Below are 17632 nucleotides of genomic sequence, written 5' to 3' on the forward strand. Positions count from 1 at the left end.
TTCTAGTCGTCTCGCGGCGCTTGCGTGTTGGGCGCGTTGCGCGTGGTGCGATCGCGCACACGCCATGCCGCGCAACGCAACGCGCGACACGCGAGCGCCGTGCCACGTACAATCCGACGACTTATTTGCCATCACCGGAACCAGAATGACCGATCAGACCCGCGATCTCGTGCTCATCACCGGCGCCTCGGGCTTCGTCGGCTCGGCGGTCGCACGTATCGCGCAGGAGAAAGGCTTTGCCGTGCGCGTACTGGTACGCGCCACCAGCCCGCGACGCAACGTCGAGGCGCTCGACGCGGAAGTCGTCGTAGGCGACATGCGCGACGAAGCGTCGATGCGCACCGCGCTGCGCGGCGTGCGCTATCTGCTGCACGTCGCCGCCGACTACCGGCTGTGGGCGCCCGATCCGCTCGAGATCGAGCGCGCGAATCTCGAAGGCGCCGAAGCGACGATGCGCGCGGCGCTGAAGGAAGGCGTCGAGCGCATCGTGTACACGAGCAGCGTCGCGACGCTGAAGGTCACGAGTTCGGGCGCTTCCGCCGACGAAACATCGCCGCTCACGCCCGAACGTGCGATCGGCGTCTACAAGCGCAGCAAGGTACTCGCCGAGCGCGCGGTGGAACGGATGATCGCGCAGGACGGTCTGCCGGCGGTGATCGTCAACCCGTCGACGCCAATCGGCCCACGCGACGTCAAACCCACGCCGACCGGCCGCATCATCGTCGAAGCAGCGCTCGGCAAGCTGCCTGCGTTCGTTGATACCGGCCTGAATCTCGTGCACGTCGACGACGTCGCGGCCGGCCACTTCCTCGCACTCGAACACGGCAAGATCGGCGAGCGTTACATCCTCGGTGGTGAAAATCTGCCGCTGCAGACAATGCTCGCGGATATCGCGGCGCTCACCGGCCGCAAACCGCCGACCATCAGCCTGCCGCGCTGGCCGCTCTATCCGCTCGCGCTCGGCGCCGAGATGGTCGCGAAGTTCACGAAGCGCGAGCCGTTCGTGACCGTCGACGGCTTGCGGATGTCGAAGAACAAGATGTATTTCTCGTCGGCGAAAGCGGAACGCGAACTCGGTTACCGCGCGCGGCCGTACCGCGAAGGGTTGAGCGATGCGATCGACTGGTTCAGGCAGGCGGGGTATCTGGACCGCTAGGCAAGCATGCCGGGCCGCACGCGTGAGCATTTTGTTACAGCGTCGGCTGACCCGCAGCGAGTAAAATCGCGGGTCCTATGAGAGAACCATCGCATGAATCTTGACGAACAGATCGGCGCGCTCGAAGCGGGCGTCGATCAGATCAACCAGCTTATTGAAGCCGCCGTTACACCGCAGGCCGATGCATCGCCCGCAAGTGCCACGCAACCTGCCAACGCAAAAACCGCAGCAGAAGCGCAGCCGCCCGCAGTCACGCCCGATGCCGCCGACCAGCCCACGCTGCAGATCAACCGCCCGAATCGCGACGAAATCACGATGACGATCGGCGACCAGACCGTGTCGCTGCATCCCACGCAGGTCGGCCAGCTGATCGAAGAACTCGCGAACGCGCGTGCCTCGATGCAACCCGAACCGCCGGCGAACCTGCCGCCCGGCTGGCGCTTCGTTTCGACGAAAAACCCGGTGATGGCCGTGCAGAAGCAATCGAACGGCGACCGTCTGCTGGTGATGCGCCATACCGGTCACGGCTGGGTGCCGTTCACGTTTTCGCCGGATATGGTGATTCAGCTGTATATGCTGCTCACGCAGCGCTGAGGTGTGTCACTCAGCGTGAAGCTGAAGCGCTCACGCGATTCACGGTGCAACCGGTAACGGCGGCGGAAACAGCCCACCGCCCAATCCGCTCACCGTAGCAGGCGCGACCGGCAAACCACTGCCCGACGCCCCGGAAACCGCGGCAACATTCCCCAGCCAGACGACCGGGCCGATGCAGAAGGTAGTCCAGCGGGTATCGCATGCACCGCCCTGGTCGGATCGGAATGCAGTACGGAACGTGGCGGGCAACATCGCGTGGCCAGCATCGTCGTCACCGACCACGCCCGCAAACGCCTTCGTGCGCTCACTCACCATCTGCGCATACGCCTTCGATCCGCCATACGACTTGAGCGCCGCATTCAGATCGCCGCCCGCCGAGCGACGGTATCCATAGAGAATCGCGGAACCGACCTCGATGTTGGTATCGGGCTGCGTCAGATCCTTCACGTGTCTCAACAGATCGCGATGCGCGCCCGGCACGACCTGCATCAGCCCGGTCGCGCCATTCGTGCCTTTGGCCTTTTCCTTGAAGCGCGATTCGATCGAGATGATGGCGAGCAGCAACGCCGGCGGTAACGCGTACTTTTCCGAAGATGCATTGACGGCCTTCGCGATCTGCTCCGCCTTGTCTCTCGCCACGCCGAACTTGCGTGTCAGATAGTCGGTCATGCGCTGGCGCAGGTGCTCGCTATTGTCTTGCGCAGCGCTGTGTCCACTCGCGCTATCACTGGCCGGCTGAGCAGCGGACGGAGCATCGGGCTGACTGCCCTGCTGCGCGCTCTCGCCAGCCAGACCGCCCTGGATCAATCCGAGCGTGAGGGCGAGGGCGCAGAGCAGGCGGTTCATTTTCGTGGGACCGGTTACCGTTCCTGGACCGGCGCCTGCACGCGCGCCTTCCACTGGCCACCCTTGCCGCGCCAGTAACGTACCGCCGACGCGAACGTCGCGCCGACATAGAACAACGCGATAAGCGGCAGGAACGGCGCCCACAGCGGCGAGCGGCCGTAATAGCGCAGCATCGGCGCGTAGGCACAGCACATCGCCGCCCACGCGAGCCAGGCGGGCAACCCGGTCGGACCGAGTGCAAGCGCCGCCAGCGGCGGCAGCAGATAGATGATGGCCATGCCCGCCAGCGTACCCCCAAGCAGCCACGGCGAATAGCGCAGCTGGGTAAACGCGGTGCGCGCGATCATGTTCCAGATATCGCGCCAGCTGTCGTACGGACGCAGCGAGACGCTGCGCGCGGCCACATCGAGGCGGATCGGATGACGGCCGGTGCCGCGATGCTTGATACGCGCCGCGAGGCTGCAATCGTCGATCAGCTCGGCGCGGATCGATTCGATCCCGCCCGCTTCCTCGAGCGCCGTGCGCCGCACCAGCATGCAGCCGCCCGCGGCCGCAGCCGTCCGGTTGCGCGGGTTGTTGACCCACGCGAACGGATACAGCTTCGCGAAGAAAAACACGAACGCCGGTATCAGCGCCTTTTCCCAGAACGAATCGCAACGCAACCGGACCATCAGCGAGACGAGATCGCGCTGTTCGGCGTCGGCGCGCTCGACCAGTTGTGCGACGGCATCGGTGGGATGGCCGATATCGGCATCGGTGAGCAGCAGGAAATCGGCGGGAACGCCGAGCGTGCGGACCGCCTCGATGCCCTGCGACTGCGCCCACACCTTGCCGGACCAGCCAGCGGGCAGCGGCTTCGCGGCGATCACGGTCAGGCGGTCGGGACATTGCAGCTGCAGCGCTGCGGCGCGGGCGGCATCGGCTGTGCCGTCGGTGCTGTGGTCGTCGACGACGATCACGTGGAACGCACCCGCATATTCCTGCGTGAGCAGCGACGACACCGCCTGGGCGATCACGTCGGCCTCATTGCGCGCCGGGACGACGGCGGCGACTGCCGGCCACGCCTCGCGCGGTTGCACGGTAAGCGGCGGCGCCGGCCGTGTGCGCCAGAAACCGCCGCGCGCGAACAGCAACACACACCAGATCAACAGCGAGACGCACGACAGCGCAAACAGAATCACCATCATGCGCTGCCCTCGATTGACGGTGCGCGCACGCCGACGCGCCGCGACAACCACATGGCCAGCGAACGCACGCCGACGACACACCAGTCGAACCCACCGAGCGCCGGACGATGGCGGAACACATCGTAATTCGTCTTCTCGATCTGTTCGAGGATGCGCAAAGCGCCATGCACGATGCCGCACAGTTCGAGGCCGAAGCGGCCCGGTATGCGTAACGCGAGCGGCGCGCCGCGTACGATCATTGCGCGGGCGTAGGCGACTTCGTGCGCCATCAGCGCGCGCCACGCGTCATCGGTCACGCCCTGGGCGATGTGCGCTTCAGTGACGCCGAAGCGCCCGAGGTCGGTTTGCGGCATGTATATACGGCCCTTTTGCCAGTCGATGGCGACGTCCTGCCAGAAGTTGATCAGTTGCAGCGCCGTGCAGATCAAATCCGCATCGGCGAGATTGTCCGGGGTCGCCGCATCGAACAGATGCAGCATCAGATGCCCAACCGGATTCGCCGAACGCCGGCAGTAGTCGAGCAGTTGAGGCCAGTCGGCATAACGGCTGGCGTCGATATCCTGGTCGAACGCGGAAACCAGATCGTAGAACGGCTGCATCGGTAGTGTGTATTGCGCGACCACCTCGGCCAGCCGGGCGAACAGCTGCGGGTGAACCGGCGCGGGGCGGCCATCGGCCACGGCATCGAGCCCGGCGCGGAAGTCGGCGAGGCGCGTATGGCGCTCAACCGGACTCCAGTCGCCTTCGTCGGCGATGTCGTCCGCGGTGCGCACCACGTTGTAGATCACGTCGATCGGAGCGCGTAGCGCCTTCGGCAGCAAGATGCTTGCGACCGGAAGGTTTTCGTAGTGATCGACTTCCATCCAGCGAGCCTCAAATCAATCCATACGGTAATGCAGTTGTAAGAAAAACTGCAGGATCGTCTAGTTTAAGGGTTCCGCTGCGGCGATGCATGTGCCGAAATAGTCCGTTACCGCCTGTGTGGACACCTGTTCCACGGAAGCAAACGGGCCCCGATAGCGTTAGAATGCGCGTTTAGTTTTGCGTACCGGCCTTTGTGTCGGTATCAGGACGCCAATATTAATGATGATTGCGGCGATAAAGCCGGCTTGCCGACTTCTTCGAAACCCGCGTCAGTCGGAGTTCGCCAGCCTATGCGAGTCATCCTTGCCCAACCCCGCGGCTTTTGTGCGGGCGTGGTCCGCGCCATCGAAATCGTCGATCGCGCATTACTGCAACACGGTGCGCCGGTTTATGTGCGCCACGAAATTGTCCATAACCGGCACGTTGTCGACAACCTGCGCCAGAAAGGCGCGCGCTTCGTCGAAGAACTCGATGAGGTGCCCGAAGGCGCGGTCGCGATCTTCAGCGCGCACGGTGTTGCACAAACCGTCGAGCGCGCAGCCGAACAGCGCCGTCTCGATGTACTCGACGCAACCTGCCCGCTCGTCACCAAGGTCCACGTGCAGGGGCGGCAATATGTGTCGGCGGGACGTACGCTGATCCTGATCGGCCATGCGGGCCACCCGGAAGTGGAAGGCACGATCGGACAGATTCCCGGCACGGTCATCCTCGTGCAAAGCGAAGCTGAAGTCGCGACGCTCGAGCTGCCGCTCGACACGCCGCTCGCCTACGTGACGCAGACCACGCTGTCCGTCGACGACACACGCGGCATCATCGATGCGCTGCTGGCCCGTTTTAGCGACATCGTCGGTCCGGATACGCGCGACATCTGCTATGCAACGCAGAACCGCCAGGCCGCGGTGCGCGAACTGAGCACCCAGGTCGATGTGCTGCTGGTGGTCGGCGCGACGAATAGTTCGAATTCGAACCGGCTGCGCGAGATTGGCAGTGAAACCGGCGTACCGAGTTATCTGGTTGCGGACGGTTCGGAAGTGAAGCCCGAATGGTTCGCGAATGCGCAGACTGTCGGCATCACGGCGGGCGCGTCGGCGCCGGAAGAAATGGTCAAGCACGTCATCGACGCGCTGCGTGCACTCGGTCCCGTCGATGTCACGACGATGGCCGGCCGCGAAGAGAAGGTCGAGTTCAAACTGCCGACGAAGCTCACGCAACCGGTGGTCACGGGCGAAACGCAGTCGTAACCGGCAGTCAGGTCAGGTTGTCCACGATTGAAAGAGCGCGACGGCATCGACCGTCGCGCTCTTTTCGTTTCTTGCCACCTGAAAATTTCAGCCTGCGTTACGCGCGTTGTGGTTCGTGAGGAACTTGATCAGACCGTCGATCCCGCCTTTCGCGAGCTGGTCTGCAAATTGCGTCTGATACACCTGAATGAGCCATGCGCCCATCATGTTGATGTCGTAGACCTTCCAGCCGGACGCTGTCTTTTCCATCCGGTAGTCGATCGCATCGTCGCCGCCCTTGCTGATCACATGCGATTGCACGACGGTGTCTTGCGCCGATGCCGGCACGTTGACGGGCAGAAAGCGGAACGTCACGTCCTGATCGCGCAGTTGGGCAAGCGAAGTCGCATAAGTGCGCACCAGCAGCAACTGGAACTGCTCGTACAACTGCTTCTGCTGGTCGGGCGTCGCCGTGGTCCATGCCTTGCCGACCGCGATGCGCGTGGTGCGCTGGAAGTCGGTGGCGGGCACGAAGCGCGTTTCAACCAGTTGGGTAATTTTCGCCATGTCGCCGCCGCGCGCCTGCGGGTCGGCCTTCATCGCGTTGACCGTCCCTTCGACGGCGTTCTTGACGACAGCATCGGGCGCACTTTGCGCGAAGGCCGCGGTCGACACCACGGCAGCAGCCAGAAAAGCAGAGAAATAACGTTTCATACGCTCGCCAGAACAGGAAAAAAGAGCGCCGGGTAACCCATGGGCACCGGCGCGAACCAGTATACCGGCTTTGCCTCGCCCGGCCTTGCAGCCCTAAGCGAGGGGCAAGCCGCCGCATCGGTATACTTGTGACCTTCCTGTGAACCCAGCATTCCGTGACAGGCCCTTTCGCCTCATGCTCAAGTCTTCCATCGTCCGTCTCGTCGCTGTCTCGGTACGCTATCCGGTGCAGATCATCGCGCTGTCGCTGATCCTCGCTGTCGCAAGCGGGTATTACGTCGCCCATCACTTCAAGATCAACACGGACATCAGCCGTCTCGTCGAAACGGACAAGCAATGGTCGGCGCTCAGCGACTCGATGGACCAGGCTTTTCCGCAGCGCGGCACGACGCTGCTCGTTGTCGTCGAGGCTCAGGCGCCCGAATTCGCCGATGCCGCGGCCAATGCGCTCACTGACGCCCTGCGCAAGGAAACCAGCGAATTCGTCGCGGTCTCGCAGCCGTCCGGCGGCCCGTTCTTCGAACGTAACGGCATGCTGTTCCCCTCGCTGAAAGACGTCGAATCGACGACCTCGCAGCTGGTTCAGGCGCGGCCGCTCGTCAATACGCTGGCGCACGATCCGAGCCTGACCGGACTCGCCGGTACGCTGAACACGACGTTGCTGCTGCCGCTGCAGATCGGCCAGGTGAAGCTGCCCGATATGAGTCATCTGCTGTCGCAAAGCGCAATTACGCTCGACCGCGTGCTGGCCGGCCAGCCGGCGGCGTTCTCGTGGCGTGCGCTGGTCGACAAGGATGTCGCGACGAACCCGGCGCGCGCGTTCATCACCGTGCAGCCGGTCGTCGACTTCGGTGCGCTCGAACCGGGCGCGCGTGCGTCGAAGGCCATTCGCGCCGCCGCTGCATCGCTTGATCTCGACACGCACTACGGCGCGCAGGTCCGGCTCACCGGCGAGCAACCGCTCGCCGACGAAGAGTTCGCGTCGGTGCAGGACGGTGCCGCGCTGAACGGTATCGCTACCTTCATCGTCGTGCTCGTGATTCTCTGGCTCGCGCTGCGCTCGGGCCGTCTGATCCTCGCCGTGTTCATCACGCTGTTCGTCGGACTTGCGATCACCGCTGCGCTCGGGCTCATGATGGTCGACGCGCTGAACATGATCTCGGTGGCGTTCATGGTGCTGTTCGTCGGGCTTGGCGTCGATTTCGGCGTGCAGTTCGGCGTCAAGTATCGCGAGGAGCGCCATCGAGACGACCGGCTTCCTGCCGCACTGGTGCAGACGGCGCATAGCATCGGCGTACCGCTGACGCTCGCGGCCATCGCTGTCGCCGAAAGCTTCTTCTCGTTCCTGCCCACCGCGTATCGCGGCGTGTCCGAACTCGGAAAGATCGCCGGCGTCGGGATGTTCGTCGCGTATCTGACCAACATGACGCTGCTGCCCGCCCTGATCAAGGTGCTGAATCCGCCGGGCGAAGCAAGTTCGCCTGGGTTCCGGCAGCTCGCGCCGGTCGACGATTTTCTCGACCGTCATCGCAAGCCGGTGCTGATCGGCACGCTCATCGTCGTGATCGGCGCGCTGCCGCTGCTCACGCATCTGCGCTTCGATTTCAACCCGCTGCATCTGAAGGACCCGCATACGGAATCGATGGCGACGCTGCTGTCGTTGAAAGATTCGCCCGAGGCTGCGGTCAACGACGTGCACGTGCTCGCGTCGTCGCAGGCGGACGCGGCGCGCATCGTGGCGCACCTTTCGACGCTGCCCGAAGTCGGCCGCATCACGACGCTCGCCACCTTTATCCCGCCCGATCAGCCGCAGAAGATCGCGCTGATCGATGCGGCCGCGCAGCAGTTATTGCCCGCGCTCACGCAGACGCCCGCGCCGCCTGCCACCGATGCCGTGCGCGTAGCCGCGCTCAAACGCGCGGCGAACCAGCTGTCGCTCGCCGCCGACGACCACCCTGGTCCCGGCGCCGCCGAAGCGCAGCATCTGTCGGCCACGCTGATGAAACTCGCCGCCGCCGACGCCGCCACCCGCGACCGCGCCGAGCACGCGATGTCGGATCCGCTTAAACTCGCGCTGCAGCAACTTGCAGCACTGCTGCAGCCAACGTTGATCACGCAAGCCACGCTGCCGCCGCAAATCGTGCGCGACTGGCTCGCATCCGACGGCCGCGCGCTCGTCGACATCTCGCCGAAGATCGCGGCAGGCGCCGATCCTGGCGACGACACCGTGCTGCGCCGCTTCGCGAACGCGGTGAAGGCCGCCGAGCCCGGCGCGATCGGTGGACCGATCTCGATCCTGCATTCCGCCAACACGATCATCAAGGCGTTCCTGCAGGCCGCCGGCTGGTCGGTGCTGTCGATCACGATCCTGCTGTGGTTGACGCTGCGCCGCTTCGGCGACGTGCTGCGCACGCTGATTCCGCTGCTGGTATCGGCGGTGGTGACGCTGGAGCTGTGCGTGGTTTTCGGTATGCCGCTCAACTTCGCGAATATCATCGCGCTGCCGCTGATGCTCGGCGTCGGCGTCGCCTTCAAGATTTACTTCGTGATGGCATGGCGCAACGGCCAGACCGGTCTGTTGCAGTCGAGCCTCACGCATGCAGTCATGTTCAGCGCCGCTACGACGGCGACCGCGTTCGGCAGCCTGTGGCTGTCGCACCATCCGGGTACGGCAAGCATGGGACGGCTGCTGGCGCTGTCGTTGCTCTGTACGCTGATCGGCGCGGTCGTGTTCCAGCCGGTATTGATGGGTAAGCCGCGCCCGAAGCGCGCCAGGAAAAAATTGCAAGGGATTGACGGATGAAGATGCGAAACCCCGCACTGGCGCTGCTCGCAGCAGGCCTCGTCACGGGCTGTGCGACAGGCCCCGACCGGAAACCAGGCGACCCCTTTGAACCGGTGAATCGTGTGATCTTCAAGGCCAATGACGCGATCGACACGCACATCGCCGTACCGATCGCCAAAGGCTACGAGAAAGTGACGCCGGAGCCGATCCGCACGGCGCTCAGTAACTTCTTTTCGAATCTCGGTGACCTCGGCAATGCGGCCAACAACCTGCTGCAGCTGAATATCACCGACGCCACCGAAGACGTGATGCGCTTCACGATGAATTCGGTGTTCGGTATCGGCGGCCTGATCGACTTCGCAACGCCCGCCGGCCTGCCGAAGCACAACCAGGACTTCGGACTGACGATGGGCCGCTGGGGCGTGCCGGCAGGTCCGTATCTGGTGCTGCCGCTGTTCGGCCCGAGTTCGGTCCGCGACGGTATCGGCCTTGCGGTCGATGTGCGCTTCAATCCGTTGAACTACGCGGAACCGGCGCTGCGCAATCCGCTGTATGTGGCGCAGTTCGTGAGCAAGCGCTCCGATCTGCTCGGAGCGTCGGATCTGCTGCAGCAAGCGGCGCTCGACAAGTACACGTTCGTGCGCGACGCGTACACGCAGCAGCGGCAATCGCGCGTGCATCGCAACGGCACGGCGGCGCCGCCGCTGCCGGATTATGGTGATCCGGATGCGCCGGGGGCTGCGGCGCCGGCTTCGGGTGCAGCCAGTGGCTTGCCGAACTATGCGGACCCCGGTGAATCGGCGGCGCCTGCGTCGGGCAGTGGCACGGCGCAACCGGCGGTCAATGTGCCCAATTACAGCGATCCTGGCGAATCGGCTAAACCGGCTCAGCCTGCGTCGAGCAGTGGCGCCGCGCAACCGCCGGTCGATGTACCCAACTACAGCGACCCCGGCGCATCTGCCAAACCCGCTCAATCCGCGTCAGGCAATAGCGCAGCACAAGCACCGGTCAACGCGCCCGCTTACACCGACCCCGGCGCATCCGCGAAACTGGCTCAACCTTCGGCAAACGGCGCAGCAGCACCGACGCCCGCTGCACCGTAAAGCGTCGCCCAGCGGTCGTCCCGCCGCTGCGCCTCAACGCAAAACAGCCCGACATGCTCACGCATGCCGGGCTGTTTCGTTGTGATCGACGGAAATGCTGCCTGAGACTGCTCCGCGCTCAGCGCGTCGTGCGCGGATGCAGCGCACCGGCTTCACCAAGCGCCCGACGTGCCTCGACCAGCGACTTCCGCGCCGCGCGCGCATCGCTGGCAAGCTGGAGCAACGCGCCCAGTTGCGACGGCTGGCGAATCAGCTCGCGCAGGATCGGCGCGAGCGCGGTCCGGCCGTCGTCCCGCAACCCGGCAGTCGCCGCGGGCGGCAACGTGCGCCACGCCGGATCGACGATCGCGCGACATACCGCGAACGGCATTCCGTGCGCCGCCGCGGTTGTGCCCGCGACATGCGATTCCATATCGACTGCGAGCGCGCCCGTCGCCCGGTGCAGCGCGGCCTTCGCGGCGGCACCGGTAAGCGGCGCGGTCACCGCGGCCTGCAAGCCACGACGCAAGCGCGCGCCGAGCGGCGTAGCGGCCAGCGCGGCGGCGATCAGGTCGCTCCAGGGTTGATCGGTGGCAATACGGCCGAGCGGCCCATCGACGGCATCGGCCACGATCAGCGTGCCCGCCGTGAGCTCCGGCGCGAGCCCGCCGGCCGTGCCGAAACTGACGATGCCCGAACAGCCGCGCGCCACGGCCTCGTTCAATGCGCGCTCAAGAAGATCGGCGCGCGCCGCGAACACCGTTTCGACACCCGCGCCGCGCGCAATCCGCGCCTCGAACGCCATGCCGGTCACGACGATGACCGGTAGATCGGACATCGTCTTCATCACATCCCGACCGTGACGCGCGTCTCGCCGTCGCGTTTCAACTGTCGATAGCGCGCGAGCGCCCATAGCGGGAAGAACTTGCGATACCCGTGATAGCGCAGATAGAACACGCGCGGAAAGCCCGTTGCGGTGAAGCGCGTCTCGTCCCACAAGCCATGTTCGCGCTGCTCGCGCACCAGGTACGCGATGCCGCGTGCGACCGCCGGGTGGTCGACGTCGCCGGTCGCCATCAGGCCGAGCAGCCCCCATGCGGTTTGCGACGCGGTGCTCGGCGCCCGTTCGTAGCCGCGGTAGTCGAGCTTGTAGCTCGTGCCGTCCTCGCCCCAGCCGCCGTCGTCGTTCTGGATCGCGATGAGCCATTGGGCGGCGCGACGCATGCGCGGATCGTCGTGAGCCATACCGGCCGCGTTCAGCGAGCACAGCGCGGTCCACGTGCCGTACACGTAGTTCATCCCCCAGCGGCCGTACCAGCTGCCGTCCGGCAACTGTTCCTTGAGTACATAGTCGAGCGCACGCTGCGCCGGCTCGCTCGCGGCCGGCAGTTCGCCGAGCTGCGCGAGCATCGACAGACAGCGGCCCGATACGTCGGCGGTGGGCGGATCGAGCAACGCACCGTGATCGGAGAACGGAATGTTGTTCAGGTAGTACTGAGTGTTTTCCGGCTCGAATGCGCCCCAGCCGCCGTCGCTGCTCTGCATGCCGACCACCCATTCGCGCGCACGCGCAATGGCTTCGCGATCGACATTCGACTGCGTGAGCGCGGCCGCACGATGCATCGCCATCGCGACCACCGCCGTATCGTCGACATCCGGATAGTGCGGATTCGCGTACTGGAACGCCCAGCCGCCGGAGCGGATATCCGGGCGGCGCGAGATCCAGTCGCCGCGCACGTCGAGGATCTGCAGCGGGCGCAGCCATTGAAGCCCGCGCAGCGCCGCTTCTTCGGCGCGCGCGTCGCCGGTTTCGAGCAGCGCGTGCGCCACCAGCGACGTATCCCACACCGGCGACAGGCAAGGCTGGCAATACGCCTCGTCATCGTGGATCACCAGCAGCTTGTCGAGCGCGCGGCGCGCAGTGGCACGCTGCGGATGGTCGGCCGGATAGCCGAGCACGTCGTACATCATGACAGCGTTCGCCATCGCCGGGAAAATGGCGCCGAGGCCGTCCTCGCCGTTCAGCCGTTCATCGACGAACGCGACCGCGGCATCGACGGAGCGGCGCCGCGTGTGCTGCGGAAACAGCCCGTCGACGAGGCGCAGCACGCCATCGACCGCGCGGAAGAACACGAACCAGCTCTGACTCTGATGCCCAGCCTTCGGCAGCAGCCCGGTCGTAACCGGCGCGCCGCGAAACAGCTCGTCGATGCGCACGCCAAGCGGATTGCGCGCGACCGGCCGCTTCGCGTTCAGCACCAGCAGCGGCACGATCACCGTGCGCGCCCAGTACGACACCTTCGACAGATGGAACGGAAACCATTTCGGCAGCAGCATGATCTCGACCGGCATCATCGGCACGGCGTACCACGACACGACGCCGAACAGCGCGAGCATGATGCGCGTGAAGACGTTCGACGCTTCCGCGCCGCCGTGCGCGAGGATCGCTTCGCGGGCGCGGCGCATGTGCTCCGCGTCTTCGGGATCGCCGATCATCTTCAGTGCGAAGTACGCTTTCACGCTCGCGCTGACGTCGAGCGCGCCGTCGGTGAAGAGCGGCCAGCCGCCGTCCGGCAACTGGATACGGCGCAGATAGCGCGCAATCTTCTGTTCGAGTTCGAGGTTCGGCGTCTCGCCGAGATAGTGGACGAGCAGCACGTATTCGGCGGGAATCGTCGCGTCGGCTTCGAGTTCGTAGACCCAGTGGCCGTCGGGACGCTGTGCGTCGAGAATCGCCGTGGTTGCGTGCTCGACGGCGGTATTGAGCGCGGCATCCGGTACGCCGCCGCCGTGGGCAGCATCGGGCAGCGGCGCGGTCGCGTCGGTCGCGTCGGTCTCGTCGGTCGTGTGGGCAAGAGACAGGTCGTTCATCGGCGTTCCATCGGTTCGTTCAGGAGCGCATCCGCGGCCTTCTGGCCGGAGCGGATCGCTCCTTCGATCGTCGCGGGCAGGCCGGTAGCCGTCCAGTCGCCCGCGAGCATCAGGTTATTCCAGCGAGTGCGCGTGCCGGGGCGGCGCATCTCTTCTTCAGGCAGCGCGGCAAACGTCGCGCACTTTTCGCTGACGATCTGCCAGGTCGGCATCGGCTCGACCGGCAGGTTCGCCGCCTGCGCCACCTCGGCCCAGACGATCCGCGCGAGTTGCTCGCGCGGCATGTCGATCAGCCGGTCCGCGCCGCTGATCGTCACCGACAGGCGGCCATCGAAGGCAAACAGCCACTCGGCCGTCGCATTCAGCAAGCCGAGCATCGGCGGGTGGCCGATGGGGGGATCGACAGCGAAATGCACGTTGACGATCGCCGTGAAGCGGCCGGGCGTCTGCACGCCGGGCACCAGCGTCTGCGCGACGTTCGGCGGTACCGCGAGCACGACCGCGTCGCCGTTCGCGAGTTCGACGCGCAGGTCGCCGAAATCGAGCGCGGCGGCCCGCCCCGTGTCGGCAAATTCAATCGATTTCAACTGCGAGCCAAGCCGGATCTCCGCACCGCCATGCTGCAGCAGGCGCAGCGCGGGATCGATGAAGGCGCTCGCGAGGCCGTTGCGCGCCACCAGCGGCCGGCATGCCTGGCCGCCCGCGACCAGCGTTTCGCGGACCACCGCGCCCGCCAGCTCAGCAGTACCGTCGCGCGGTTCGACGTTCAGCACCGCGAGAAACAGCGGCCGCAGCAGGCGATCCCACAACGCGCCGTTACAGCGCATCGTTTGTGCCATCGTGCGGCCCGGTCTGGCGAACAGCAGCGGCACGAGCGACAGATAATCGGCGGCACGCGTACCGGGCACCCGCGTGGCGCTATCGAAGATCCACAGCGGCACGCGCCCCGGCGAGAGTCGTACGGTCCAGCGCGCCTCGCTCGCCAGATCCATGAACGCATACTCGGGCTGTGCGGGTCCGACGAGTTCGTCGGCGGCACCGATCGCACGCACGTAGTTGAGCGTCGCGTGATTGCCGGACAGCACGAGGTGATTGCCGTTATCGATCGTCGCGCCAAGCGTGCGGTCGTAATACGAGCGGCAGCGCCCGCCCGCCTGGGCCGCCGCTTCGTGTAGCACCACCCGTGCGCCGCGCCGCTGCAACTGGACGGCGGCGGCGAGACCGGCAAGACCTGCGCCGATCACGTGTACGAGTTTCACCATCAGAAGAACGCGTAGCGGGCGACGATCCACAGTAGCCGCATGCGCGGCTTGCTGACCTTCGTACGCGGAATGTCGAAGCCGCGGTCGACCGTGCGCTCGAGCAGACAGCGATACACACCGGACATGATGCGCGGCGCGCGAACGTGGTTGCGCGAGGCGGCGTCCATGATCGCGTCGGCGGCTGCGAAATGCTGCTTCGCGCGTTCGACGAGCGGTGCGCAGACACGCGGGATCGCGGGATCGTCGGCAATCGAGGTCGGGCTCGCAGCCGCGATGCCTTCGCTCGCCAGCAATTCGCGCGGCAGGTAGCAGCGATTGATGCCCGCGTCTTCGTCGATGTCGCGCAGGATGTTCGTGAGCTGCAGCGCGCGCCCCAGGTGATGCGCGAGGTCGCGCCCCGGTTGCTCCTGCATCCCGAATATCCTCACCGATAGCCGTCCCGCCGAACTCGCGACGCGGTCGCAGTAGAGATCGAGCGTGGCTTCGTCGGGTGCGCAGATGTCTTCGGCGGCGTCCATCGCCATGCCGTCGATCATCGCGTGGAAGTCTTCGCGTTGTAGCTGGAACGTGTGAATGTGCCGCGTCAGCGCCGCCAGCGAGGCGGGCGGTGCACCGGCATAGCAGGCGTCGATGTCGGCGCGCCAGCGCTCGAGCGCAGCAGCGCGCTCGGCGCGCGGCAGATCGCCGTCGGCGATGTCGTCGACGGCGCGGCAGAACGCGTACACCTGATACATCGCGTCGCGCTGCGCGGCCGGCAAGATGCGCATGGCCAGATAAAACGAGCTGCCGGATGTGACGGCAGCGGCATCGGTTGTTTGTGTATCGTCCACGACGAGATTGGAAACGGCCAAGACAATCTCCGCTGAAGCGCCCAAAGGCGGTGAAGAAGTCATGCCTACCCGCAGGGCAAGCCGCCCGCGCGCGCGGACACGCGCGAAACCGGCTGGGATACCGGAAGCGGCGAAAAGTATACCAATCTTTGCCCTGACCCGCAGTTTGGGGGTGCCATCGACGGTTTTTGCGCCGACGACCCGCGCTCAGGCAAACGCGATCGAGCGGTTGCGTCCCTGCCGTTTCGCGCTATACAGCGCGGCATCGGCTTCGTTGATCAGCACCTCGTAGGTCGGCACACCCGCGCGCGCCGCCGCCCCGCCAACGCTAGCCGTGACCGGCACGCTCAGGCCCTGCACGTCGACTGGCGCATCGCCGATCGTATGGCGGATCTTCTCGGCGACCTGCATCGCGACACCCAGCGGCGTGCACGGCAACAGCAGCGCGAATTCCTCGCCACCGAAGCGGCCGAACGTGTCCTCCACGCGCACTACGTCCGCGACCCGCTGCGCCATTTCGCGCAATACCCCATCGCCGACAACGTGGCCGAACTGGTCGTTGATCGTCTTGAAGTGGTCGAGATCGAACAGCAGCACCGACAGATCGCCACCGTAACGCTGCCAGCGCGTGTATTCGTCGCTCAGCTTCGATTCGAAGAAACGCCGGTTCGCGATGCCGGTCAGGCCGTCGCGATCCGCGTATTCCTGCAGCTTCGCTACCGCTTCTTCGCGTTCGCGCTGCACGATGCTCACGTGCGTCACGTCGGATACCGTGACGCACACCGCCACCACTTCGCGCTCGCGCATGAGCGGCATGAAGGTGCAGTCCTGCTGCATGAAGTCGACGCCGCCGGTGATCGGCCGGTCGTGATCGAATCTGAACAGATACGGACGCTGCTCCCACGAACTGAACGCGAAGCTGCCCAGCTGGAACACGCTCTCGAGCTTGCGGCTCAGCCATACGCGCGGCAGCTCCGGGAAATGGTCGAAGATCGGGCGTCCGACGACTTCCTCCGCGGCGAGGCCGCTGTGGTCCTGCATGAAGCGATTCCACATCAGCACGTTCATGTCGCGGTCGAGTACGAAGATGCCGAAACCGACACGTTCGACGACCAGGTCGCTGAGGGAAAGCGCCGGCGCATTCATAAGCTGGACAGCAGCGCATCGAGCGCGAGGTTCATCTGGCGGATCGACTCTTCGGCCATCAGCATGACGAGGTGCGCGCGAAAACTCTGGTCCTCGAGCGCGAAATTCACTTCGACGAGCAGCGCGACTTCCCACGCGAGCACGCCGGGCTGAAACACTTCGTCGAGCGACAGCGCCAGGCCCAGCATGCCTGGCGCCGAAAACACCGGCGTCCGGCCCAGCTGATCGAGGATGCACGACACGCAGGCGCCGGTCAGCGCGTTCGCGACGTCGAAAGTCAGTTCTTCCTGGGTCGTCGCCTCGTAGGCCGAGCGCGGATAGGGATCATTGACGAGCCCGCACAGCTGCTCGATGCTGCCGCTGCGGCACAGCACCAGCGCCTCGCCCTTAATATCCGAACGAAAGCCCTGACGCACGGCCGTAACCGGCTCGTCGATACCGGTCATCTCACGCAGCGCGTCGGCCGCGTCGCTCACCGCCACCACCCGCACGCGCGGCACCGACAGCTCGATGAATGCATCGAGCAGCCGGGCAAGACGCGTCGCCGCCTGCCCCATCGCCAGGTTGGCGACCTCCTGCAGCGCGTCGCGCTGATCTTCAGTGAGGACTGGTTCAGACATACAACCCGTACTCCTTGAGGACGGGCAGTACCGCCTCGGGGCTCACCGGCTTCGCGATAAACGCCGCCGCGCCGAGTGCGCGCACGCGTGCCTGGGCCATCGGCTGGACGTCCGCGGAAACGACGATCACGAACGTATTCAGATCTTCGTGCTGCAACGCCTCGAGCACCTGGTAGCCGGTCATGTCCGGCATCGTCAGATCGAGAAACATCACCGACGCCTTGCCTGCGCGGTATAACGCCAGCGCTTCGCGACCATTGGCCGCATAGGTGATGTCGACGTCCCACTGCGGCGGCAGTGCTCTCGTGAGCACCTTGCGGGCAAGCAGCGAATCGTCGGCGATCACGATGGGCAAAGGCATGGCAGCAGATCGGAATACCAATTGGGTTGGCGCACTGGGTCGTGCACGTTAACGGCGTCGGGAGGAGATTTCTTTAGCTAGCCGCAGGAGCGGC

16 protein-coding genes are annotated in these 17632 nt (G+C 65.5%); 5 read left to right on the top strand and 11 right to left on the bottom strand.

Annotated elements, in window-relative coordinates:
- Positions 1-145: 145 nt before the first annotated feature.
- Together hpnA and BWP39_RS27130 are read left to right on the top strand one after the other, a co-directional pair.
- The gene (gene hpnA, locus BWP39_RS27125; RefSeq protein ID WP_096725313.1) at positions 146-1156 is read left to right on the top strand and encodes a hopanoid-associated sugar epimerase; all 1011 of its coding nucleotides are present in this window, start codon (positions 146-148) and stop codon (positions 1154-1156) included.
- Between the two features lie 93 nt (positions 1157-1249).
- Complete coding sequence (locus tag BWP39_RS27130) at positions 1250-1750, top strand: hypothetical protein (RefSeq protein ID WP_096725314.1); 501 nt, start codon at positions 1250-1252, stop codon at positions 1748-1750.
- A 39-nt stretch (positions 1751-1789) separates the two neighbouring features.
- On the opposite strand, the gene BWP39_RS27135 is transcribed toward BWP39_RS27130, so the two are convergent.
- Genes BWP39_RS27135 through hpnC form a run of 3 tightly spaced genes read right to left on the bottom strand, consistent with a single transcriptional unit; the run spans position 1790 to position 4646 of the window.
- The gene (locus tag BWP39_RS27135) at positions 1790-2596 is read right to left on the bottom strand and encodes a lytic transglycosylase domain-containing protein (RefSeq protein WP_096725315.1); all 807 of its coding nucleotides are present in this window, start codon (positions 2594-2596) and stop codon (positions 1790-1792) included.
- Between the two features lie 14 nt (positions 2597-2610).
- Positions 2611-3783, bottom strand: a complete 1173-nt coding sequence (locus BWP39_RS27140; protein WP_096725316.1) for a glycosyltransferase — start codon at positions 3781-3783, stop codon at positions 2611-2613.
- Positions 3780-4646 (bottom strand): squalene synthase HpnC, encoded by an 867-nt coding sequence (hpnC, locus tag BWP39_RS27145; RefSeq protein ID WP_096725317.1) that lies wholly within the window; start codon positions 4644-4646, stop codon positions 3780-3782. Before hpnC ends, BWP39_RS27140 begins: the two co-directional genes overlap by 4 nt.
- Positions 4647-4937: 291 nt before the next feature.
- Between hpnC and ispH the strand changes: the two genes are divergently transcribed.
- On the top strand, positions 4938-5888 hold the full coding sequence (gene ispH, locus BWP39_RS27150) for a 4-hydroxy-3-methylbut-2-enyl diphosphate reductase (protein ID WP_096725318.1): 951 nt from the start codon (positions 4938-4940) through the stop codon (positions 5886-5888).
- Positions 5889-5975: 87 nt separating this feature from the next.
- Here ispH and BWP39_RS27155 read toward each other — a convergent pair whose 3' ends face one another.
- The gene (locus tag BWP39_RS27155; protein ID WP_096725319.1) at positions 5976-6581 is read right to left on the bottom strand and encodes an MlaC/ttg2D family ABC transporter substrate-binding protein; all 606 of its coding nucleotides are present in this window, start codon (positions 6579-6581) and stop codon (positions 5976-5978) included.
- Positions 6582-6756: 175 nt separating this feature from the next.
- On the opposite strand from BWP39_RS27155, the gene hpnN reads away from it, so the two are divergent.
- Together hpnN and BWP39_RS27165 are read left to right on the top strand one after the other, a co-directional pair.
- On the top strand, positions 6757-9384 hold the full coding sequence (gene hpnN, locus BWP39_RS27160) for a hopanoid transporter HpnN (RefSeq protein ID WP_096725320.1): 2628 nt from the start codon (positions 6757-6759) through the stop codon (positions 9382-9384).
- Positions 9381-10469, top strand: a complete 1089-nt coding sequence (locus tag BWP39_RS27165) for an MlaA family lipoprotein (protein WP_096725321.1) — start codon at positions 9381-9383, stop codon at positions 10467-10469. The genes hpnN and BWP39_RS27165 overlap by 4 nt, the downstream gene beginning before the upstream one ends.
- Before the next feature lie 118 nt (positions 10470-10587).
- Here the strand turns inward: BWP39_RS27165 and BWP39_RS27170 are convergent, their stop codons facing one another.
- The 7 genes from BWP39_RS27170 to BWP39_RS27200 form a co-directional block, all read right to left on the bottom strand.
- Positions 10588-11295 (bottom strand): phosphorylase, encoded by a 708-nt coding sequence (locus BWP39_RS27170; RefSeq protein WP_207557132.1) that lies wholly within the window; start codon positions 11293-11295, stop codon positions 10588-10590.
- On the bottom strand, positions 11295-13319 hold the full coding sequence (shc, locus tag BWP39_RS27175) for a squalene--hopene cyclase (RefSeq protein WP_096725323.1): 2025 nt from the start codon (positions 13317-13319) through the stop codon (positions 11295-11297). The genes BWP39_RS27170 and shc overlap by 1 nt, the downstream gene beginning before the upstream one ends.
- Entirely contained in the window at positions 13316-14581 is a 1266-nt protein-coding gene (gene hpnE / locus BWP39_RS27180; RefSeq protein WP_096725324.1) for a hydroxysqualene dehydroxylase HpnE, read from the bottom strand. Before hpnE ends, shc begins: the two co-directional genes overlap by 4 nt.
- Positions 14581-15432 carry a presqualene diphosphate synthase HpnD gene (hpnD, locus tag BWP39_RS27185; protein WP_096725325.1) on the bottom strand — a complete coding sequence of 284 codons (852 nt, stop codon included), beginning with the start codon at positions 15430-15432 and terminating at the stop codon, positions 14581-14583. The genes hpnE and hpnD overlap by 1 nt, the downstream gene beginning before the upstream one ends.
- A gap of 186 nt (positions 15433-15618) precedes the next feature.
- Positions 15619-16557, bottom strand: a complete 939-nt coding sequence (locus tag BWP39_RS27190; RefSeq protein WP_096725326.1) for a sensor domain-containing diguanylate cyclase — start codon at positions 16555-16557, stop codon at positions 15619-15621.
- A complete protein-coding gene (locus tag BWP39_RS27195) occupies positions 16554-17177 on the bottom strand; it encodes a chemotaxis protein CheC (protein WP_096725327.1) in 624 nt (207 codons plus the stop codon). The genes BWP39_RS27190 and BWP39_RS27195 overlap by 4 nt, the downstream gene beginning before the upstream one ends.
- Complete coding sequence (locus BWP39_RS27200; RefSeq protein WP_096725328.1) at positions 17170-17538, bottom strand: response regulator; 369 nt, start codon at positions 17536-17538, stop codon at positions 17170-17172. The genes BWP39_RS27195 and BWP39_RS27200 overlap by 8 nt, the downstream gene beginning before the upstream one ends.
- Between the last annotated feature and the right edge of the window lie 94 nt (positions 17539-17632).

This window comes from Paraburkholderia acidicola (genome assembly GCF_002362315.1).
Lineage (GTDB): Bacteria > Pseudomonadota > Gammaproteobacteria > Burkholderiales > Burkholderiaceae > Paraburkholderia > Paraburkholderia acidicola.